Source organism: Sulfitobacter sp. PS-8MA (genome assembly GCF_040933935.1).
In the GTDB taxonomy this organism is placed as follows: Bacteria; Pseudomonadota; Alphaproteobacteria; order Rhodobacterales; family Rhodobacteraceae; genus Sulfitobacter.
Genome location: NZ_JBFQYJ010000006.1, coordinates 409232 through 431178 on the forward strand (window position 1 = coordinate 409232; position 21947 = coordinate 431178).

At 59.6% G+C, this 21947-nt stretch carries 18 protein-coding genes and 1 tRNA gene; 13 read left to right on the plus strand and 6 right to left on the minus strand.

Translation table 11 applies throughout. The features are described from left to right. Positions 1 to 194: 194 nt before the first annotated feature. Entirely contained in the window at positions 195 to 386 is a 192-nt protein-coding gene (locus AB4M76_RS05975; protein WP_368440892.1) for a hypothetical protein, read from the minus strand. Positions 387 to 772: 386 nt separating this feature from the next. On the opposite strand from AB4M76_RS05975, the gene AB4M76_RS05980 reads away from it, so the two are divergent. The 6 genes from AB4M76_RS05980 to AB4M76_RS06005 all read left to right on the plus strand — a co-directional run bounded on the left by AB4M76_RS05980 (position 773) and on the right by AB4M76_RS06005 (position 7960). Beyond that, positions 773 to 3076, plus strand: coding sequence for an FdhF/YdeP family oxidoreductase (locus AB4M76_RS05980; protein WP_368440893.1), 2304 nt, complete (start codon positions 773 to 775; stop codon positions 3074 to 3076). Further along, entirely contained in the window at positions 3073 to 3858 is a 786-nt protein-coding gene (gene fdhD / locus AB4M76_RS05985) for a formate dehydrogenase accessory sulfurtransferase FdhD (protein ID WP_368440894.1), read from the plus strand. Before AB4M76_RS05980 ends, fdhD begins: the two co-directional genes overlap by 4 nt. A gap of 94 nt (positions 3859 to 3952) precedes the next feature. After that, positions 3953 to 4639: a DUF1045 domain-containing protein gene (locus AB4M76_RS05990; protein ID WP_368440895.1), complete on the plus strand. Its 687-nt coding sequence runs from the start codon at positions 3953 to 3955 to the stop codon at positions 4637 to 4639. A gap of 119 nt (positions 4640 to 4758) precedes the next feature. Next, positions 4759 to 4833, plus strand: a tRNA-Asn gene (locus AB4M76_RS05995). A gap of 362 nt (positions 4834 to 5195) precedes the next feature. Then, complete coding sequence (locus tag AB4M76_RS06000; protein ID WP_368440896.1) at positions 5196 to 7214, plus strand: hypothetical protein; 2019 nt, start codon at positions 5196 to 5198, stop codon at positions 7212 to 7214. Then, entirely contained in the window at positions 7211 to 7960 is a 750-nt protein-coding gene (locus AB4M76_RS06005) for a hypothetical protein (protein WP_368440897.1), read from the plus strand. The genes AB4M76_RS06000 and AB4M76_RS06005 overlap by 4 nt, the downstream gene beginning before the upstream one ends. A 113-nt stretch (positions 7961 to 8073) precedes the next feature. On the opposite strand, the gene AB4M76_RS06010 is transcribed toward AB4M76_RS06005, so the two are convergent. Together AB4M76_RS06010 and AB4M76_RS06015 are read right to left on the minus strand one after the other, a co-directional pair. Next, the gene (locus tag AB4M76_RS06010) at positions 8074 to 8322 is read right to left on the minus strand and encodes a hypothetical protein (protein WP_368440898.1); all 249 of its coding nucleotides are present in this window, start codon (positions 8320 to 8322) and stop codon (positions 8074 to 8076) included. 469 nt (positions 8323 to 8791) lie between these two features. Next, positions 8792 to 8917, minus strand: a complete 126-nt coding sequence (locus tag AB4M76_RS06015; protein WP_368440899.1) for a hypothetical protein — start codon at positions 8915 to 8917, stop codon at positions 8792 to 8794. Between the two features lie 218 nt (positions 8918 to 9135). On the opposite strand from AB4M76_RS06015, the gene AB4M76_RS06020 reads away from it, so the two are divergent. From AB4M76_RS06020 to AB4M76_RS06035, 4 genes are all read left to right on the plus strand, one after another. Next, the gene (locus tag AB4M76_RS06020) at positions 9136 to 9756 is read left to right on the plus strand and encodes a hypothetical protein (protein ID WP_368440900.1); all 621 of its coding nucleotides are present in this window, start codon (positions 9136 to 9138) and stop codon (positions 9754 to 9756) included. A 147-nt stretch (positions 9757 to 9903) separates the two neighbouring features. Continuing rightward, positions 9904 to 10815, plus strand: coding sequence for a hypothetical protein (locus AB4M76_RS06025; RefSeq protein WP_368440901.1), 912 nt, complete (start codon positions 9904 to 9906; stop codon positions 10813 to 10815). A gap of 3 nt (positions 10816 to 10818) precedes the next feature. Then, a complete protein-coding gene (locus AB4M76_RS06030) occupies positions 10819 to 11448 on the plus strand; it encodes a hypothetical protein (RefSeq protein ID WP_368440902.1) in 630 nt (209 codons plus the stop codon). 77 nt (positions 11449 to 11525) lie between these two features. Beyond that, a complete protein-coding gene (locus AB4M76_RS06035; RefSeq protein WP_368440903.1) occupies positions 11526 to 12353 on the plus strand; it encodes a hypothetical protein in 828 nt (275 codons plus the stop codon). Positions 12354 to 12898: 545 nt separating this feature from the next. On the opposite strand, the gene istB is transcribed toward AB4M76_RS06035, so the two are convergent. From istB to AB4M76_RS06050, 3 genes are all read right to left on the minus strand, one after another. Continuing rightward, complete coding sequence (gene istB / locus AB4M76_RS06040) at positions 12899 to 13630, minus strand: IS21-like element helper ATPase IstB (RefSeq protein WP_108485421.1); 732 nt, start codon at positions 13628 to 13630, stop codon at positions 12899 to 12901. Then, positions 13627 to 15126 (minus strand): IS21 family transposase, encoded by a 1500-nt coding sequence (gene istA / locus AB4M76_RS06045; protein WP_368440290.1) that lies wholly within the window; start codon positions 15124 to 15126, stop codon positions 13627 to 13629. The genes istB and istA overlap by 4 nt, the downstream gene beginning before the upstream one ends. A gap of 658 nt (positions 15127 to 15784) precedes the next feature. Next, a complete protein-coding gene (locus AB4M76_RS06050) occupies positions 15785 to 17983 on the minus strand; it encodes a hypothetical protein (RefSeq protein ID WP_368440904.1) in 2199 nt (732 codons plus the stop codon). Positions 17984 to 18233: 250 nt separating this feature from the next. Between AB4M76_RS06050 and AB4M76_RS06055 the strand changes: the two genes are divergently transcribed. The 3 genes from AB4M76_RS06055 to AB4M76_RS06065 are packed head-to-tail and all read left to right on the plus strand — an operon-like array spanning position 18234 to position 21909. Further along, a complete protein-coding gene (locus AB4M76_RS06055; RefSeq protein ID WP_368440905.1) occupies positions 18234 to 18491 on the plus strand; it encodes a helix-turn-helix domain-containing protein in 258 nt (85 codons plus the stop codon). Beyond that, the gene (locus AB4M76_RS06060; RefSeq protein WP_368440906.1) at positions 18488 to 20572 is read left to right on the plus strand and encodes a tyrosine-type recombinase/integrase; all 2085 of its coding nucleotides are present in this window, start codon (positions 18488 to 18490) and stop codon (positions 20570 to 20572) included. The genes AB4M76_RS06055 and AB4M76_RS06060 overlap by 4 nt, the downstream gene beginning before the upstream one ends. 32 nt (positions 20573 to 20604) lie before the next feature. Then, the gene (locus AB4M76_RS06065) at positions 20605 to 21909 is read left to right on the plus strand and encodes a hypothetical protein (protein ID WP_368440907.1); all 1305 of its coding nucleotides are present in this window, start codon (positions 20605 to 20607) and stop codon (positions 21907 to 21909) included. The last annotated feature ends 38 nt before the right edge of the window (positions 21910 to 21947 follow it).

Here is a 21947-nt window from a genome sequence, read left to right on the forward strand (position 1 = left end):
TAGGCATGCGAATTACGTCTATTGGAAGCGGGGCCACATCTGGCCATCTCGGTCAATATTCGCGCATCGCCAGTGAACGCGCTAAGCCCGCTTCTAACGCTAAAACGTCCGCACAGCGGCGACCGCCAGTTGAACCGAAGCACGCGGCTCAGCTTCACCCCCAGCGACACCAGAAAAGGCTGGCGGTGCGTTGATCAGTTCTCGCAAGAGTTGTAGAACTTACAGCCCCATTTCCCATCGGTATCCGGGAAGGACAAAGTGGGTAGGTAGATAAACTGGCTGAACAACTGCTCATCTGAGGGGTGCCAGATCTTCGCAGCTGCGAAGATCAAAGCGATTGAAAGCAACAGGCCCGAAAGTACATTCGTCAAATTTGAAACGGTCATGTCCTTATCTCCTTGTTGTGGTTCAGTCTGATCAGGGTCGAATGCCACAGGGGGATCATGCCTGCCCCTGAGCTGCGATGCCCGAAGCGGCCCTCCACTGGGGGGAGCCGGGGGGCCGTTCTAACTCGATAGAATTCTGAAACTGTGGAGTAGGCGAGCTGACTTTCCTATCAGCTTAGGCCGATACTATGCGCATAGATCGCCCATTTTTTCAAGTATCGGCACTCTGCGCCCTTGCCGGCTCGGTAAGATATCGCCGGGCTGCTTGGCGCGTCCCGGCCACATCCCTCCGCCGCTTCTCGCCTCGTTCAGCGGGCGGATACTTCTGGAACCCTGAGGCTTTCAGCCTCGTTACTGCCGGAGGGTCCTTATCTGGGGGGAATTCAATGAGCGATAAATCCAGTCATTCTGATAAGCATTTGACCGAGCAGGATCCCGACACGCCGCATTACGATCACGCTGCGGGCGGATGGGGATCGGTGCGGGGGCTTGAGCGTATCCTGCGGGATGTGAAACCTTCTGCCGTGGCGCTGAAGATGCTGGCCAGCCAGAACAAGCCCAAAGGCATGATGTGCACGGCCTGTGCCTGGGCGAAACCGGCAAAGCCGCATATATTTGAGTTCTGCGAGAATGGCGCAAAGGCCACGATGTGGGAGTTGGATAAGGCCCGCGCGGATCCCGCGTTCTTTGAAGAACACAGCCTTTCTGATCTGAAGACCTGGCACGATCACGACTTGGAAAAGGCCGGGCGGCTGACCGCGCCGATGAAATACGACGCCGCGACGGACCGCTATCTGCCGCTGTCCTGGGAACAGGCCTTTGCCGAGATCGGGGCGGCGTTGAATGCCATGCGGCCAGAGCAGGCGGTGTTCTATTCTTCGGGTCACGCGGGGTTGGAGGCGTCCTATCTCTATGCGCTCTTTGCCCGGGCGATGGGGCATCAGAACCTGCCGCAATCGTCGAACATGTGTCACGAGACCACCAGCGTGAACCTGCAGAACTTTATCGGCACGCCGGTGGGGACCTGCACGCTCGATGACTTCGATGAATGCGATACGATTTTCTTTTTCGGCCAGAATACCGGGTCAAACTCACCGCGCTTTTTGCATGTGCTGAAGGCCGCGGTGGAACGGGGCTGCCGGATTGTGACCTTTAACCCGCTGCGCGAACGCGGGCTGATCGAATTCGTCGATCCCCAGAACATGTCGCAGATGACCCTGGGCAAAGCCACGAAGATCTCCGAAAAATACTATCAAGTCCGCCCCGGCGGGGATGTCGCGGCGCTTGCGGGGCTGATCAAATGCGTGCTGGCGGCGGAAGAGGCCCGCCCCGGCACGGTGGTCGACGCGGATTTTATCGGGTCCGAGACTGTCGGCTATGAGGAGATGGTCGCGGCGCTGCGCGAGGTGACATGGGCCGAGATCGAAGAGCATTCAGGTCTCACACGCGCGATGATCGAAGAGGCGGCAGAGATTTACCTCTCGGCGGACAAGGCGATCGGGATCTATGGCATGGGGCTGACCCAGCATGTGAACGGCTGGCTCAACCTCGGCATGCTGTGCAACCTATGGCTGATGCGCGGCAATATCGGCAAGCCGGGAGCGGGTATCTCGCCGGTGCGGGGCCATTCCAATGTCCAAGGTCAGCGGACCGTCGGGATCGGGGAAAAATCCGAGCATATGCCCGCCGACAAGCTGCGGGAACTCTTCGACATCGATGCGCCCGGCGAAGACGGCCTAAACGCTGTGCATGCCTCAGAGGGTATCTTGGAGAGCAGGGTGAAAGCCATGGTCTGTCTTGGCGGCAATCTGATCCGCGCCCTGCCGGACCGGGCGCGGATGGAGCAGGCGTGGCCTGCGCTGGAGCTTTCGGTGCAGGTGGCGACCAAGCTGAACCGATCCCATCTTGTTCCCGGGCGGGCCTCTTATCTGCTGCCCTGTCTGGGGCGCACCGATAAAGACATTCAGGCGTCCGGCCCGCAAGCGGTAACGATGGAAGATTCCCTTTCGCATATCTATGGATCGCTGGGGCAGGCAGAGCCGCCGAGTGACTTGTGCCTGTCTGAACCCGCCATCGTTTGCGGGCTTGCCAAGGCGACACTGGCGTCCAATCCGAAATTAAAGTGGGACGATTGGGCCGCGAATTACGATCTGATCCGTGACCTTATTGCAGAGACCTTTCCGGATGATTTTGCCGACTTCAACGCGCGCATGTTTGAACCCGGTGGCTTTTACCGCGGCAACCCGGCGCGGCACCGGCAGTGGAAGACAGAAAGCGGCAAGGCGCATTTCACCGCGCCCACGACCCTTTCGGCCCTGGGGGCGGCGCCGACTGGCCGGGATGTGATGACGCTCGTGACGCTGCGGTCGAACGATCAGTTCAATACAACGATCTACGGGTTTTCGGACCGTCTGCGGGGCTTGGAAGGCAGCCGTGAGATCGTCTTGATGAACCCCGACGAAATCGCGCGTCTTGAGCTGGAAGAGGGCCAGAAGGTCAGTCTGATCTGCGCGATCGAGGACGGCATCGCGCGGCGGGTCGACGGCTTTACCCTCACGCCCTATGACCTCCCGGCGGGCTGTGTGGCAGGCTACTACCCCGAGCTTAACCCTTTGGTGCCGCTCAGTTATCACGAAAAGAACTCCCAGACACCGGCCTATAAGGGCACACCGGTGAGGATCGTGGCATGAGCCTGCATGCGGGCCTGAGCTCGCCGCGCCCCTTGGTCCGCGAGGCGCCGGTGGCGATTGTCTGCAACGGCTCGACCCTCGGGGTGATGATGGCCTCGCCGGATAATCTGGAAGATTTCGCCATCGGCTTTGCCCTGACCGAAGGTCTCGTGCCAGCAGCCGCGCAGGTCGAGGATCTTGAGGTCTTGGAGCATGACGCAGGTTGGGAGCTTCGTTTCTGGGTCACCGGTCCCGCCGCCAAGGCCCTGTCCGAGCGGCAGCGGGCGATGATCGGGCCTGTGGGCTGTGGCCTGTGCGGCATCGACAGTCTCGCCAACGCCACCCGCGCGCTGCCGCCGCTGCCGGACGGGTCTTGGCGGCTCACCCATGCAGAGGCCTGTTCCGCCACCCAACACCTGCGCGCGCATCAGCCCGAGCATGACCGCACCCGCGCCTGTCATGCCGCGGGGTTCATGCTGCCGGGGCAGGGGATCGTGCTGGCGCGGGAGGATGTGGGGCGGCACAATGCGTTGGACAAGCTCGCCGGCGCGATGGCCCGTGAGGGCGTCCCCCCGTCCTCCGGCGCGCTCGTGCTCACCTCGCGGGTGTCCACGGATATGGTGCAAAAGACCGTCACCCTCGGCGCGCCGATCCTGATCGCGGTCTCCGCCGCAACCGACTATGCGGTGCGTCTCGCAGAGGCTGCCAATCTCACGCTCGTCACCCGCGCCAAAGGCCGTCACTGCGAGGTTCACACGGGGGCGCATCGCATATCGAACTCGGAGAGGGGGAGATATCATTAAAGGCCGTGGCACGGGGCCGCGCCGGGCGTCGCGCTTTGACAAGGAATGCCAAAGGCCGTTTATGCCTTTGAGGTACCGCAGGGCAGGGGGCATCATGAAATTCGAACGCTACGCGATCTATCACATACCCGAGGGCGCGTTCGGCCGAGCAGGCGCGGCCTGGCTGGGTTGGGATCTGGTAAAGGGCCGTTTCCGACCCCAGCCGACTGTGGAGGGGCTGGACATGGCCGCCCTCACGGAAACACCGCGCAAATACGGGTTTCACGCGACGATCAAACCCCCATTCGCATTGGCCGACGCGCATACGCCGCAGGGGTTGATCGCCGCTTTTGAGGCGCTGTGCGAAACCCTGCCGTCAGTTCAACTTGCCGCTTTGGAGCCGGTCTGGCTCGGGCGCTTTTTCGCCCTGACCCCCGAGGGCGACACGACAGCCCTCAACAGCTGCGCGGCCCAGGTGGTGCGCAGGCTTGACCGTTTCCGCGCGCCCCTGTCCCGGGCAGAACACGCCCGCCGCGCAAAACCCCATCTCACCCCGGCGCAAATCCGCAACCTGCAAGACTGGGGCTATCCCCATGTCATGGACTGCTTTCGTTTCCACATCACGCTGAGCGGTCGAATGCCCCAAGAAAAACGCCGAGTGATTGAGGCGGCAGCCGAGGAAAATCTGCTGCCGACGATGCCAAAACCCTATGCTGTGGATAGCCTCACCCTGGTAGGGCAGGCCGCTGACGGTATGTTTCATCAGATCCTTCGCCACCCCCTGAAGGACCCGAGTCTCTAGCTAACTGCCGGTATCTCAAAAAATTTACATATCCGCCTGAAAAGCCCTTGCGTTCCCCGGACCGCGCAGGCTAAAGAGCCGTTATCCGGCGGCAACGACCGCAGGATAGACATAGGCATTCCGGCGTAGCTCAGCGGTAGAGCAGTTGACTGTTAATCAATTGGTCGTAGGTTCGATCCCTACCGCCGGAGCCAAAACTTCCTGAAGGTTTTGGAAACAAACGAAAAAGCGCTCCCTCGGGGGCGCTTTTCGCGTTTCGGACACCGGTTTTGACACTCCGCCTTACACACTCCGGACACACCGGAGTCTCAAGGAGTCAGACCCGGTGCCGCACGCCCGTTCCAAACACGCCCAAATTCCCCATCTCGAACTGCGCCCCCAGGGCTACGTCTGGCGGCGCCGTCTCCCCCGCGCGGTTCTCGAATCAGCTTGCAGCGATAGGTTGTGTGATCAGCCCGCATTTCGCTCAATTAGAATCAAACCAACGCCGGACCATCGGATTCTCCGCAACGGGTCTGGCCGTTCCGACCCCGCGCCAAGAACGCAAGCGCGAAATTTGGGGATTCAAACCGCGTTTGCGGGAATCCCCATATGTCTTTCCCTGAAAACACATGCCTTTTCGGTGGCCGCGGAGCTTGCACGCAGGCTCAGCGCCCTCAGCGATCAAATATTTCTTTACGCCACCGCCACCATGAGCCTCTTGCCAGAAAACACCAAGGATATCCTGACCACGCTGGCGCGCTTCGAAATCGAGGCGGCCGATCGGGAGCGTGCCCTGGGCGATCCGCGATCCCCGCAGCTCGCACAGGCGGCGCTGCAACGGGAAGTGGCCCGACAGGCTGTCCTGCGGCAAGCCTTCTTCGAGCGGGACTATGCGGTGGCGCAAGAGCCTCTGCGGCATCTCGCGGCGCATCTCGGACTCGAACTTCCCGAGGCGGGCAGTGAGCACGCGCGCCTGCTGGCCTATGAGGCCACGCGCGTGTTGCTGGACAACAGCGAGGAGAAGGCCCGGCGGGACCGGGGCATCTTTCCCGGCCCCAGCCCCTACTTCGCCCGCGCGATCGCCGAGGAAACATCCTTGGGCATTCCCGCCCAACCAACCGCCTCGGCTATCGCCGAACCTCTCATCGACAAGGAAGATGCCATGAAACTGTTCCCTCCCTCCTGGTTTGCCTCACGCGAGCCCGTAAATGAAAAGACGGAGCCCGATGAAACGCCAACCGCGAAACCGGCCGTCAGGGATCTCCTGAAAAAGCGGGGGCTTCTTCAAAGCTGCCCGCCCGAGATCCTCGCGAGCCTGGAAAGCGGCGAGCCGATCACATTCGACAGAGCTAAAGACCTATACCTTAACTGGAAGGAAGCAGGCTTCGCCGACGAGTGGCACAAGTATCAGCGTCCCGACGCTGCCGTGGGAAGCAAGTGGTCCAAGTCGTCGAGCGCCTCAGCGAAGACAGCCCTGAAAATCTGGTCGGAGAGCCTTGGTTCGAAGGTGTTCACCGAAGTCACCGAGGAAGAGATTGAGGCGACCATCGATGTCATCCGCAATCTCCCCAGACTTCATGGCAAAGGAAAGAAATACACGGCCGAGAGCTACCCGGCGCTGATCGCAAAGGTCGAAGCGCGTGAAGCCCTGGCGATGAATAATGCCGAGCGGGTGCTGCGGCGCGAGGGCTGCACTAACGAAGCCAAGATCCGAGATGCCCGCCTCGCTCATGTCGAACCGCGTCTCAAAGCAGAGACCTACATGCGCAACGTCCGCATGGCCAACAGGGTCGGAACGATGCTCAAGCAGATCGGCCTCGTCGAAACGAACCCATTCAGCATCTGCACTTTCTCCAACCGTGAAGCAAAGGCCCTGAAAATGACCGAAGAAAACGTAGCACGCCAACCCTGGGATGACCGGCTCGACGAGCTGCTGAACACCCGGGTATTCCAGGGCAATGCCGCAGGCGAAGCCGATCCCCTGTTCTGGATGCCGCTGATGGGCTACCTGATGGGCACGCGGATGGAAGAAGCGGCCCAGGCGGGACCGGACGACGTCCAGTCCGATGAGGGGATCGCCTACCTGATTGTTCGCCAGGCCCTGGGGGACAGCGTCAAGTCGGAGAACGCGACCCGCAAGATCCCGGTGCATCCGGTCCTGATCGAGCTCGGCTTCCTGGACCTCGTGAAGCGCGCCAGGAAAAGAGGGGATCGCCGCCTGTTTCCATCGCTCACGCGCGGCGCGAACAAGGGCACATATACCGAGAACTTCACCAAGGCCTTCGGCTATTACCGCCGCACCAATGACGTCTACTGGCATGGTCTTGATTTCCATGCCCTGCGCACCACGTTCCACCACCGCCTGATGGATGCGGCCTGTCCGGGAGCGCACAGGCGCAAGCTGATGGGCCACGAGCCTCTCGATGAAGGCGAACGGGCCTACGCCCAGAAGGGGATCAGCATCGCGAGCCTGTTCGAGCAGGTGAAGAAGATCCCGTTCGACATGACGCGGGTGCAGAGCCCGATCCCCGGGTTTCCGGAAAGGCCACAGGAAGCCCAAGGTCTGCGCCTGGTGCAGGGGAGCAAGGCATGACGCGGAACGCGCCAAAATCGAAGTCGACGAACAATTGTCGCGCTCCCGGGAGGTCCGGGAGCGCGCATTCATTCCCGCTCGAGGTGACCCGAGAGAACGGCTCCGTCACGGCCTCCGGTCTTGCCGATCCGGGGTCCTCCCAACCGACCCAAGTCGCCGTCCACTTCGATGGCGCGTCGCTTTCAATATCGGCTGCCTACCAGCCTAAATGGCGCAGCACGGTTGAGGGGGCCGTCACGCTTCCCCTCGACATGAAAGATCCGTCCCCGCTACTTCCGATCCTTGAAGGGAAGAAGCCCTGGAAGGCGTGGCCGGAGATCGAAGCCCTGGTGCGCCAGGCTTTTGTGGATTTGAAGGTCCCGCGGCGCTTGGTGATGGTTTTCGACCGGCATCTTCACGCTCTTAGAGCTGTGCGAAACGGTCCCGAGAAATCGAAGATGCTCAGGGCCCTCTCTTCGGACAAGGCTCGCGAGAAGGCCTTGTTCATGTTGAAGGATGTGGAACTGGACAAGGGGATTACGGAAAGCATGAGCGAGATGCGTAAGGTCCTGAATACTGGTTCGATCGCGCATGACATTCTGTCCACCTTTTCCGGCGAACTGCGATGCTACCAAGAGCTCCTTCACGAAAAGAAGAAGCGTGAGCTCAAGTCTAAGCGCGAGCGATGGGATGACGACCTGCGCCGGTTAGAAGAAGAGGATCGCAGCAGACAGCGCATGAAAAGGGCAACAACGCACAGGGCGTAGCCTTTCGTCGCTGAATTCCGCGGTGACCGATGCGGCGCACCAGATAAACGGGAAGATTGAACGACGACAGCCTATATTGCACAGCTGCCGTCGCTCAGATTCTCACTCAGCTGTCAGTGATATCTCAGGATCTCGGCGATCGTCGCGAGCCCTTCCTCGTCAGTGATGCACTGCATCGCATTGGCGAGGGTTGCTGCGGCATGAGGGGCCCCGCAGGCATCCCTGATGGTTTCCAACTGCTCTTCGTCGAGGGTCCAGTTGGACAGGCAGGGCGGACAAGTCTCGCGCTCTCCCTCAGCTTCCGCCCATTCGATAAGAGCGTGCTCGATGTCGTTTGTGGTCCAAGAGTTTTCGTAGGTCATAACTGTCTCCATTTTCGTAATCAGGATTTGAGATCGTTTTCCTGAAACCGAAACGAGTTTGCGAACTTTTTCGCCCGGCCCAGCCTGCACCGGAGGGCGGGAACCAAGAGGCCGTCTATGCGGGGGACTTGCTTAGCTGAGGTGTCCATCGTCATCGAGCCCCACCCCGAGCCTCACCTCTCTCCGACCGGCGAAGAACGGCTTCTCCTGCTCGATGGGTCTGCCCACCTGCACGGTAAAGTCGGCGGACCACGCGCCGCCCTCTGCGCCAGTCAGCGCGGTGATTTCAGACCGACCTGCAAGGGGTTCTTCAGGACCAGTGAGGTTGCCCTATCAAAATGGACGGCCGCGGCTTCTCAGTTTGCTGCACGGGTGATCATGTGCCCTATACCCGACGTGAAGCCGACCGAGCACAATGCTTGAGACCCCACCGTCTCCTCACGGCCCTACCTGCCGTTAATGGGTCGGCTCATCGCTGCGGTGCAGCTTTCCTGAACCGGTCATCGGTGGCATCGTGCAGCACGATCTGAGCGGCGGAGGTCGGCAGCGCGGGAAACTTACAGCCGTCCGCTGCAAAAAGCTCGATTTGGTTCATCCGTAAGGTCACTGGAAGGAAGAGCGGTGGGCCGACCTTCGCTGCGGATCGCACGCTGCCGCCGTCGCCCAGGCAACTGAGGAAGCGCTGGCCTTGATCTTTCGCTGGCGACAGAAGAGGATTCGCAAGCGATGGAAACTGCTACCTGTTCTTTCTTTATCGCTGTATCAACCTGCTGAACCATAAAATCATGCTTAATGCTATGAGAGGCTTTAGATTTGGACTGGAGTGAACTTTTGAAGGTTGTTGGAGCCCTTGGTGGTATTGCCTCAGTTTCAGCAGGCGTCGCCGCTTTTGTAGGAAACTTGATATCCTCCCGCGCAATAGAATCGCACAAGGCGAAATTGGTTTTGCAACTGGAGACCCACAAGAGCGAGCTCAATAGCGTCGCTGACAGGCAGCGACTACTTTTGAAGCGTCAAGAGCTCATGTTTGAAAGAGAGTATATCGCCGCCTCTGAGTTCTACAGAATATTTACTGAGGTGATGCCAGATCCATGGGCTCCTGATTTGGATTGGGGCGATGCTCAAGCCCGGATAGCCGAGAACTTTCATAAGCATGAGGCGGCGTTGAAGGCCTTTTTGATTTCGCATTCTGCCTCCCTTAGCCAGACTGTGCGACGCACTGTGGAAAGAGCGAAACGGGTGGCAATTGAAGGTGTGTTTGAGGTTGGTCATGATACGGGTGGGGAAGGCTACGAAAACAATCAGACCCCTCATGAAAGAGTTCAAAAACTTGTCGATGAATTTTATGAATTGGTTAAAGAAGCCAATACGCAGATCAGATTGGATCTCGAGAGTGGATCATTCTCACGGAGTAAAAATACTGCGTCTATTTAATAGAACCACTTCCTGGACTTGCGCGAGCCAACTTATCGTCAGTAGCGGTTCGATCGACACTACATAGGCACATCGGATACAGATATTTGCGTCGCAAGGTGATAAACAAACTGGATTAAGGCGGCGCGTCTCTCTGAGGGGAAGAGTTTGAGCACAAGTTACTTCACGGACCGCGAATATGGCGCTCGGCCAGCAATATCGGAAACTATCGACGAACGAGTTTGGGGCGCCCTCCATGCGCTTGTGGATATGCGCATTGGAAATGGCGCGTTCGGCTATCGTTTCACCGAGCAATGTCCGGACGGACAAGGGCCGTGTGGCTGCGACCAACAGGCTTTTGGGCAATTCCTCCAAGCCGAAGTCCCGTGGATCGAGTGGCCGCTGAGATGCGACGAGTTGCCCGAGACACCGGTCGTGCTGGATCTACTGGAGTTCTGCGCAAAGGCGGTCGGCGAACCCATTCTCGGCAGCTTCCACCCCTATTTTGGTCATCATCACTTGACATGGGACAGAGCCGCAGGTCTTGCCTCCTTCGTCGCTGACGTCAACCTCCTGTTCCAGCGGAATGGCATCGCCTTCAAGCTCAATGACGACGGCCGCGCACAGCGAATACTGCCGCAGCCGGTCGCACAGGCGCTTGGTTGGCAGATGTTTGATACAGGTGAAACGGAGCTCGATCGCCTGCTGGAATACGCTCGCTCGCGCTTCCTTTCGCCGAAGCTCGATGATCGCCGGGATGCGACCGAAAAGCTGTGGGATGCCTTCGAGCGCATGAAGACACTCGAGCGAGGTTCGGATAAGCGCGCGCAGGCCGATGCTCTGCTGGATCACGCCGCTGCTTCCGGAACGAGGATGCGTGCCGCGCTCGCTGACGAGGCGAAGGCGCTCACCTCGATCGGCAATAGCCTGCGCATTCGCCATTCGGAGGTGACGCAGGAAATGATCGATCGGTCGGAGCAGCTGGACTGGCTCTTCGTCCGCATGTTCGGCTTCTTGCGGCTGCTATTGCTGTCGTCCGGGCGGAGCACCAATCCAACGTCCACAGGAGGGAGGCGGTAGGGAATGAGCAATGATGTTACGAAGTCTGATGTCGGCGTCGCTGTTGGAATCGTCACCGCCATCGTCGGTGTCCTCGCTGACCTGAAGTTCGACAGTTCGGTCACAACGGCTTTGACCGCGGCGGGCGTTATCGCTACCGCCTTGTCGAGCTATCTCAAGTCGCGCAGCGCGGCCAGAAGTGCTCGGGAAAGCGCGCGCGAGGTGGCCAATATCGCAGCTTCGGCTTCGATCGACAACACTGCCAAGACGGTGCTGGTGCAGACAGTCACCGCAGAGCGGGCGAAATGGCGCGCCGAGATGCGGGACCAGACCGAGCGGCTGGCGGCGATCCTGCGCACCCATGAACGGAGCGGACCCGAGGTCGACTGGGTGCAATTCGACCGTCTAAGAACCGGGATCAGGTTGCGCCTCAATCCAACCGGGCGCACTCCGGCGCCTCCCGAGGGGGACACGCATGATGCCGATCGCGCGGTGCACCAGGTTCTTGACGCCATATCGAACGCAGGGAAATCGGGGACGTCGCCGAACACTACGTTGGCTGACGTTCTTGAGGAGCACATGGCGTCCCTTCTCAAGGGCGAGTGGGACAAGTCGAAGCGCGAGGCGGTGTCCGGCAAGCTTGGCCACCGGTAACGCGACGCGAATGGATCGGCAGTTGAGGACATCCCTCCGTTCGGCTACCAAATTTGTGAAGATGCCGGAGGGGACGAATGTTTAATTTGATTGTTTCAGGGGGATTGGAAAACGAGCGCCGCGGCTCGATTATGGCGGGGCGTGTGTTCGAATATACCTCTGGTGAGCTTGAAGAACGATTTAAGCCAGGTGGGACACTCGACGTTTCTGGCGTGATGGCCCTCCCGACACTATTCATGGAAGAAGGTATCAGCGACGAGATCGCCGGGTTTGGTTGGCTGAATCGTATCGAGCGTAAGGGGGCCGAATACCAGCTACACTATTCGATGGAGCCAGAGGTTCCCCGCATGACCAATGCTGAAATTTACGAGTTGGCGTCTGACCTTCACATCGACAGCTTCGAATTTCATCGAAACCACTGGTCTATCAAAGACGTAGATTTGTTCCACGTTCTATATCGCCAGAAGCTTAGCAAGCGCGCTACTCCGACTGTATTCGAGCTGAGCGATAAACCCATCAATCCTAAACTGGTGTCGTTCATGATGCCGTTTTCAGGGCCGTTCACCTCGGTCTATCAGGACGTGAAGGCAGTTCTTGAGGCCGATGGGTATCAGTGCCAGAGAGCAGACGATATGTGGGTTCATGCCCATATCATGACCGATATTATCGAATTGATCTGCACCTCGGCGGTCGTCGTATGCGACCTCTCTGGCAAGAACCCCAACGTTTTCTACGAGGCCGGGATCGCCCATACACTCGGAAAGGAGGTTGTCCTGATCACTCAGTCGCCCGAAGATGTTCCGTTTGATCTGCGTTCGATCCGCTATCTGGACTACCTGAACAACGGAGAAGGGCGAGCTAAGTTAGCCGGGGACATTTTAGCGCGCGTTCAGGCCGTCACGTAGCTTCAGCAAGATCCTCCACAGACGTGCCCTCCTCTCGCGCCGCTTCCACAGTCTCAAAACAGCCAACGAGTTTCCCGTGACTGGGAAAGCCTGAGCACTCTAATAATCGCAATGCCCCGCTACAAGATGAACAGAGGTCTTCTCTCAGACGGATTTGCCACATTAGGGTATACGAGCGGACGAGGGCACGATCAGGCCCGCCGACTGGACTTTTCGGTCATTCATGGTGTGCGCAGCGAATGACGGTTATCCGCCCTTCCTGCGGGATGCGCCAATGCGAACTGAAGCCGTCATCTCCGGAGCGTCATGCCCAGCTTTGTAGACTGATACCGTCCGATTATGAGGTGACGGGCCTCAATTTCCTCGCGGCGTGTTTCGGCCGTATAAACGCGGTGCGCCATGCGAGCGCGAGCCAGTGTGTCAATGAGCGTTTAAAAGTGACCCGGTTTCAGCGTTTAATTTTGACCCGCCTATTGGGTGACAAAGCCCCCAGGCGGACCGCCCTCATATAGCGAGTCCGTCTGGGGGCTTTGCTTGCGACGTGGCTATTTTTCTCTGCGACTTTTGCTCTGAGCGAAGCGATATGACGTGTTGCCCGTTTCGATGATGGCACAGTGGTGCGTGACGCGATCCAAGAGCGCAGTTGTCATCTTGGCATCACCGAAGACAGCGACCCATTCCCCGAACTCCAAGTTGGTGGTGATGATGACGCTGGTTTTCTCGTAGAGCTTGCTGATCAGGTGGAACAGCAACGCGCCGCCGGATTTCGGGAACGGGATGTAGCCTAACTCGTCGATGATGACGCAATCCAGGGCAGACAGCTGCCGGATGATCTTCCCGGCATTGCCGTCGGCCTGTTCCTTGATCAGGGCATTGATCAGATCGACCGCGTTGAAGAAGCGGACCTTCTTGCCGTTGTTAATCAATGTGGTTCCAAGCGCGATGGCGATGTGAGTTTTGCCTGTCCCGGTTCCGCCGACCAGGATGAGGTTGTGCGCCTCTTCGGTGAACTGACCCGAGCAGAAGGGTTCGATCTGGGCCTTACTCACCGCGGCCGCGCCGTAATCGAAGGTGGCGAAGTCCTTATGATGGGGGAACTTCGCGATGCGCATTTGATACTGGATGGAACGCACTCGCCGCTCTACAGTTTCCGCGTCGATCAGTTGCTTTATCGCTGTGGTCAGACTTGGTGGCTTGCGCGCGGACAGCAAATCATGGGCGCAAGCTGCCATTCCATGCAGCCTCAAGGCGGTGAGTTGGTCGATGAGAGCGTTCATGCGGCAGCCTCCTCGGCCGAGCAGAGCGCCTCATAGCGCTTGCAGTCGGCCTCGGGCCGCACGGTCAGCTGCGGATAGACATTACCCTCATTCAACGGCGTGATGATTGGCTCCACCAACTGGTTGATCAAATTGGTGATGGCAGGAAGGCGCAACGTGTTTTGTTCAACTGCCAGTTCGCAGGCCGTCTCCACCACCTCGATTCCGTGGTCCTGGGCCAGCAGAAGCAGATCGACGAACTCCCGGTCCCCGCCTTTGCCAGCCATGTAATGCTCCCTGATCCGATGCATGGCCTCAGGCAGTTGCCAGTCCACAAAAGGGGCGCCGTCGCGCAGAGCGCCGGGCTTGCGATCCAGTAGAGGAACATAATGCCAAGGCTCAAAGTAGCTGACGTTGCGGGTGAAGCGACGCTTGTGCTCGGCAATAACGTCCTGGCCTGACACCAGCACGATCCGGCTCGCATAGGCGCGCAAGGAGACATGCTGGCCTGCAAACCGGGAAGGCACGCTATAGCGATTGCTGGCATATTGAACCAGGCAGGTGGAACGGACCCGCACCGTCTTTTCCACATAACCATCAAAAGCCCGCCCCAGGGGGCGCAGCTCGGCGCGCTCATCTTCAAAAACCTCCGCAATCGTGCGGGACGATTGATCAGGATGGGCGCGGCTTGCCAATTCCTCGCAGCGCAGACGCAACCAGTTGTTCAGCCCATCCAGATCATCAAAAGCTGGCATGGGAACAAACAATCGGCCTCGTAAAAAATGGACCTGGTTCTCCACCTGACCTTTCTCCCAACCCGACGCGGGGGTGCAGGCAACCGGCTCCATCACATAATGGTTCATCAACGCCAAGAACCGCGGATGGAACACCCGGTCCTTCGAGCGGGAGACATAGGTCACCATCGTTTTGGGATTGTCGATGATCACCCGTCGCGGAACCCCGCCGTAGAAGGACAGCGCCCGTACAAAAGCATCCAACACCATCTCTTGGCTCTCGCCGGGATAGGCTACGATAAGAGGTTTGCGACTATGGCACAGGCGGAAGTGAGCAACCTTTACCTTCTGCTCGACACCACCGAGAATAACGCGCTCTTCGCTCCAGTCAAACTGGAGCGCATCACCGGCAGCAAAATGCAGGGGGATAAACGCCTCTCCCGATCCAGCATCGGCACGTTTGAGGTCTCGGATAAATCGCTGAACCGGAGAATAGGACCCAGTATACCCTTCCGAGACGAGCTGTTCGTAAAGCTTCGTGGCCGTCCGCCGCTCCCGGCGCGGGCGCTTGTGATCCTGCTCGAAAAGCTCTTGCAGCCGCGCGTCAAATCCATCGCACAGCTTATGCCGGGTCGGTGGCGCTTGCCGTTGATAGCTCGGTGGACTGTCGTCCTTCAGATACTTCTTCACCGTGTTCCGCGACAAACCGGTTGCCCGCGCCACAGATCGGATGCTGCGACCCTCAACCAATATCCAACGACGGATCTTCGATACACTTTCCATCAATATCACCTGCTCATTCCTCCGCGCTATTCAGCGCGGATGCTAACGTGGCAGGTGGGTCAATTTTGCACGCTCATAACCCACCCAAGTGGGTCAATTTCGCACGCCGATTCACAGCCAGTGCGTGTAATGTCGAACCTGAAAGCCAAAGGAGTCCCGCCATGATGCCGAAGGGGAAGATGGATCACGCCCGTGTGGCGGCTGCGTTGAACGGCCAGCTGGCCAAGTCCGAGCTGACGGAGGAAGAGAATGCGGCCCGGGTGTAGGCCTTCATTAAGTTGATGGACAAGCCCAGTAAGGAAGAACAAGCCTTCTTCGCGCGGCGTCGGCAACTCGGGCTTGGTGTCGGCCTCGATGAGAACGGCAACCTTGTCTATGCGGAGCCACTCCAAAGGCGTGAGAGCTGACCACCGATCCTGCCCGCCTGACGGGTGGAGCGCTCCTGAGCTGCCAGCCAGTGCGGCGCAAGTCTCCATCCGGCCGGGTTTTCTCTCCCTCTCTTCGCCGCACGTCGTCACACCGGGCCATCCGAGGGTCGGGCATTTTTCGGGATCTTCGGGACGTCAGAGCAAGAGGTAGTGGCACGGCGCCCTGCTCACAACAGAAGCGCAACCGTCTGGCAGCGTTACGTCAGAATGCCCTCCTGTCGGAGGGGGCCTCATGTCGGGTCAGAGCGCCCCCCCAGTGGCAGCCCGCCTACGTGGGCTGCGAATCCGCCAAAGATCACCGCATCGAAAGACCAATGTGCCTCCGCTTGCCCGGCGCGACGTTGGCAATCCTTGATCTTCAGGCTTCCTCCAAAAGATTTTGCCAGTTTCTTCAACTGCTCAAACCGTCGAGAAGGCCCTTCGTTTCGGCTGAGATACTTCGAAAGGGCGTTAGAATTATTGAAAATACTCGGCGCTCCGCCTGCAAGGCGCTTCTGAGTGCCGCCCACCATGCCATGGTCGGTGAGGGAGGTGACGATGGCGGCCTCGACGCGACACCCTACCAGGTCCTGCCAAGAGACCAGCTCATCCACCGGCAGGCCGGGAATGGGCAGGTTGCACGCCAGGATGACGCGCTTGCGGTAAGGAGCGTGGGCCAACCTCAGGCGTTCCACCAGCTGTCGGGTCGCGAGCTCGCGTGTCTGCAACTGCAACCGGCGGATGCGATGATCCGGGTGGCAAGGCGCGCGGACTGCCATGCCGGTGCCATCAACCATCTCATAGGGCATCTCGGCCAGAGGCAGTCGTTGCGCCCCGCTCAAGTCCGGCGTCACAAGTGTCAGCGGTTCCCCGGGCGTATCGCCCCAAAGAGCCCGACCCAGGTCCTCGAGGTCCGACACCCGCAGTTCCTGCCGTCCCAGAACGATGACGGAGCCCCGGTCCTTGTAGCGGTTCGATCCCAGGGCCCGGCCGCCGAACCAAAGCCAATCGGCACCGTGCAGCTTCGTTGTCAGCATGATCTGGGAAGCTTCATCGTCGCTCATAGCGCTGAAATCATACCCGCCGTCCTCGAAGACCCTTTGCACGACTGACCGGGGTGCTCCGACCAAGACGCCCGCGTTCTGGGTGAGCCGGTCGCGCAGCACTTCCTTCGCAATCAATCGGCGACACTCTTCGCGCAGAGCCTTACTCCCGAGAAGGGATGTGTTCGACATGTGATGGTCATGGATCTGAACGACATGTGCGTTTGGCCGAAGCGTCAGGTGATGCTCCATCCGGATATCGCAGCCAAGTCCGGTCAGGATTTCGGAGTCCGCATCCGCATCAAGGATCAGCAGCGGCTCCTTATGGCGCAAAGGCCTTTTGCGCGCCACGCGGAGGACCTCCTTCTGACCCTGAATGAACAAGCGTAGCCGTTCGGTCGAGGCGAGTTTCTTCTCCGCAGCCTCCTGCAATACCTCCCAGACCGCGGCGAGGCGGGAAACCTGCCTGTGCTGGCCGGCCGCCTTTGTGAGCTTGGCCTTCTGGGCTGCGGGGGCATCATCCGGCCGGATATCGGACGCCGGTGCCTGGCCTTTCCGCTCGAGTTCCGCGAATGTCGCGTAATCCTCGGCGGTATAGGGCAGCTCCGGCAGAGATCGCCCGGCACCGAGCATGCTGACAACTTCTGCGGCCGCTTTGAGGAGGGTGAGATGACCCTCAGCATCAGACTCCTCGAGAAATGCTCTGGGCGACTTGAAGGTGACGACGTCCACGTCTTTGATCCAAAGAAAGTTTTGCCAGAAGGTCTCGTCCACCACCCGCAATTCCGGATCCACGCCTGGCTGCTTCGGCAAGCTGAAGTAGGCCGTTGCGAGGAAGTGGCACGACGCTTCCTGCTTGAACTGCGCGAGATACGCGCACCCCTCGAAGTGCGGACAGCGCCTCATTGTCCCGTCGTCCGAGACGCTTTCGCAGAAATGCTCCCGCGCCGAGATGCCGATACGGTAGGCTTGTTCTACGAGCGCTGCCTTTGCGCACATCGGACCGCTTCCGTCCGGCTTGAGCGCTGATCTCCCCCGTATAGCTTGGGCAGACATCCCCATGCCGATAGCCTCTTGTGTAGCATCTTCGGCAAGGGCGAGTGTCGGGACATGGAATGCGACACGAGCGCCAAGACCTTCCGCTTCCCGAACCGCCATGAATTCGCGCTGGAGCGTGCTCTTTCCGGCCCCGGGACTTGCTCGGATGACGACACCGGGGACGCCTTTGCCCTCGGGCGGTTCCTTCAAGACCCGATCAGCCTGCTCCAAGGCGGACCACAGCTGCTGGCGCGCGTCGGCGGCCCGGGTGAATTCCGTGGGCTGGCCTGCTGGGGAAACCCTGTAGGCCCCTGCGTTGCAAAACCGGCCCAAACAGTCGCGTGCGGGTTCGTTGCGTTTTTCGGTCATATCTCACTTCCTGCTCTGTGCAGGAGGGACGTGAGATCGTTTCGGAAAACTCGGAAGAAATCGGTTGGATGCGGAAAAAAGGTGTCATCCCGGTAATAGTCACCTCTTAACGGAGTGGCACTTTTTCCTTGTCGAACGTGGACAACCGCCCGGCGATTCCTCCTGCACCGGAAAACACTTTTTGAGTTCGATATTTTTCCGAAAACGCGGTTTAGGACCCATTTCCTCCGTAAGCCAATGGAGGAGCCGAATGCCCAAACCTGTCTATTACACCGCCAATGAAGTGGCCGAGATCTTTAACCGGGACCCGCATACCATCCGGGATTGGATCAATCATGGCTGCCCAACCCCGCACGGCCCGGTGAAGCTTCAGGCCGCCAAGCTCGGGAAATCCTGGACGATCAAAGATGAGTGGCTCGCGGTCTTCGAGCTTCGAGTCCGGCCTGACCCCTTGAGGCCGGACCTCGAATTCGAAAACCCGCAAAACCCTGACAAGGAAACCCCATGACCCTTGACCAAATTCTCCGCGACTACCTCGATACCAGCGGCGAGAGTATGCGCGCGCTGTCATTGCGCGCGGGGCTCAACCCCAAAGCCGTAAGCGACATCCTGAACATCCCGGGCATTCGGCCGCGGCACGCGACACTGGCCGCCCTGTCAACCGCCACGGGGCAGGATCTCTTCGCGGCCCAGCCGGGTTCCCACGTTACTTTCGCCGATATGATCAAGGCTGCCCAGGAAAGCGGGAACGGCGTTTTGGCCTCCCGTCTGCGCTGGCTGTGCCGAAATGCCGAATGGGCACCGGAGCTGCGCCCAGTGTGCAAACAGGATGTGATCGACTTCTTCGACAAAAATGAACCGGTTCGTTTCGGTCTCGCAAAAGGCAGTTATGCCACATACCGCTCCATGCTTGTGAAGGCGGTCGGATCAAGTCAACCACGGCAGCGAAAGCGGCGCATCGACGACATTACGGGACGATATAGGGAGGTCCATGGGGCCATTTGGTCGAGTGACATGCCTCTTTCAGCAAAATACGCCAGCGGCGCATTTCTCCTCTTCCTCCACGACCAGGGCATAGCGCCAGCCGACATCACCCAGGACACCCTGGCTGCCTATTACAACTATCGGGTCGAGGCCTCGGCCAAAAGTGCCGCTGCCTGCGAGAAACACGTCCGCGAGATTGCGACATTGCTCGCACGCCTTGCCTCCGAACCAGGGTTTGCCCGCTTTGGGTTCATCGCAGCCCCGCACCCGTTCGAAGACGGCCGCGACAAGTTCCGGGTGGACCCAGACCAGATCGCGCCGCTGATGGAGGAGTTTGATACGCGCGTAGCCCCGTGGGCGCAGGGACGGGCTTCGCGCGACGGACTGACCCGAGCGGAGTTCATAGTGCAACTGGACCGCAACGAGGCCGTCGACACTGTCAGCGACAAGAAGGCGAAACTGCGCGCTATCCGGCAGGAAAAAGTTAAAAGACCCGGTCAGACCAGCCGGCAAGACGCTCCCAGCCGCTCCGAATTGCTGCGGCAGGCCGGCTTCCTGATCGGCAAGCATACTTGGAGCGACAAGACCCTCGCGACGCGCCGCAACTACATCGTTTCACTGGCCAAGGCTGTCGCCTCGTCTGCCGAGGTTGTGCCGGAGACCATCGAAGAGCTTACCGATCCGGAATTCCTCGATGTCGCTGCGGAGACCCTGAAGGAGGTCAATCAAGGCGCATACCCAAGTGCCTATGTGACCAGCGTGCTCAAAACGGCGCGAAAGATTGCCCGTGACTACCTCTGTCGTGCGCCGGAGGATCTCCGAGAGATCGATGACACGATCGCCCTGCAAAAGGTGAACTATCAGGGTATCGCGCCCAGGAACATGGCCAAGCTACGCCAGTTCAACGACACGCGGATACAGCAGGCCATTGATCTGAGCGCAGTGCTGCTACGCGACATCGACGCCTCGATCCAGCGTAAGCGCAAAGCTGCGCGCAAGTCAGACGGCTCCCTTCCGAGGGCGGCCGAAGTGATCGACCCGGAGCTTGGTCGCGACATCATGGCCGCCTTGGCGCATGACATCCTGCTCGCACGCGCTCCCCGAAGCGAGAACGTCGTGAAGGCGAGGCTGGACTGGGTGACCTGGCAGGATGGACGGGCGCGTATCGTGGTGCCCGCCGCCCAGGTGAAGATGCGCAGCGCTGGCGATGCGGATCTGACCATCCAACTCGGGAAGGCCGCAAGCAAGCTGCTCAAAACCTATCTGGAGACCGTGCGCCCGGCGATACTGACTGCTTCACAGAAGGAGAACCCGTATCTGTTTCCTGCGCAGGGGAAAACCAATGCCGACGGCCATTACGCTGGCCTTCTCAAGCGGGTGACCGCCCGCTTGCACCAAAAAGTGGGCGTCCGCATCAACCCGCATCTTTACCGCCATCTGATCGGTTGGATCTGGCTTAGGGACAGCCTCGACCACCTGCCAAAGGTCCAGCGCTTACTGGGCCACAAGCGCCTCCAGACAACCATCGACCACTATGCGGAACTGGACGAGACCCTGATCTCGAACGAATGGCTGGCGCATCTCGATAGTCGCTCTGCAGCGTAATGAACGTCGCTCTTACAAGGAACTCGCAAGACATGAACGACCACCTCGCTCTTCTGAACTGCATCCGCAATGCGGCCCCTGGGGATCAGCCGCTGAGCCTCCTTAGGCTCGAGACGCACCTCGCACGGCGGCAACGCGAAGTCGGCGCAAGTGCCTTCATGGAGTTTGCCCATCTGCAGAGAGTAGCCTCCGAAACATGGGGCGCCGAACGCTGCGCGCATTTCGCCCAAGTGCTTCGCAAGGCGCGGGTGAAGCCGAAAGCGTCGCGCCAGACACCATGGGAGAAAGCACAGATGCGCCTCGGCGAGCTCCCGGAGGATTGGCAGCCTGCCTTCGCCAAACGGATCTCGATATCGATGGAGGGAAAACGCAGCAAAGGGTGCCCGCTTTGGAGCGCCGCGCATTCCGCAAATGTGATCCGCGCGCTTTCGGGCTGGGTGGATCACTGCAGATCTCACGGCCTGCCCCTGCGACCAACCGGTCAGGCTCTCGACTGCTACGCAACCCAGGTTGCAACGCGCGCCTCAATGCGGACGGCATCGGATTATATTGGCCGTATCCTGGCGGGCATGACCGTCATCGAGCCGGGCTTCACTTCGCAGGCTTGCGAATTCGTCGCATGTGACTGGCGGGAGCGCGCCGAGCAGGAAGGGGCCATAACGAAAACCGGTGCTCAACTTGTCGGAGCCTCGGCGATATACGGCCTCGGGTTCGATCTGATGGAAAAAGCCCGAAAGCGGCGCCTTCGAGGCATCCATGCCGCCCGGGACTTCCGGAACGGCATCCTGTTGTCTCTTGGCGCGGCCCTGCCGCAAAGGGCACGGGCGCTCTCCGCACTGGCTTTCACCCAAACCCTCGACCTGCCAGGTGCAGGGTTGGTCCACGTTCAAATCCCGGCGCGCATGCTGAAATTGCCTGAAGATCGGAAGAACGGCGCGCCGTTTGAAAGGACTTTAACCAGCCAGAAACTTGCCGAGGCAATTCTGGAATACAGGCGCTCCTTCCGGCCGTTATTTGACGAGGGGCAGTATCTGTTCCCGTCGATGCTCTCGCCCGGCACCGCAATCAGCGAAAGCCAGATCGGCCGCCTTACCGGCGATCTGACCGAACGGGCCTTTGGCGTGCGCGTTCCAATCCACCGGCTACGCGACAACGTCGCGACCGAGGCCAGCGAACACCTGACTTCGGGCGGGCGCGCGGCAACGGCTTTGCTCGGGCATCGCAGCGAACGGACGGTTCAACGGCATTACGACCACTCGACAGGACTGGCTTCCGCCCGGGAATTCGTCGACATGATCGAGGGCCAACGCAGCCTTGATGTTGAATTGAAGCTATGAGTTGGTGGAACAAGCATGAGTGCGTATCGCCGTTCCCC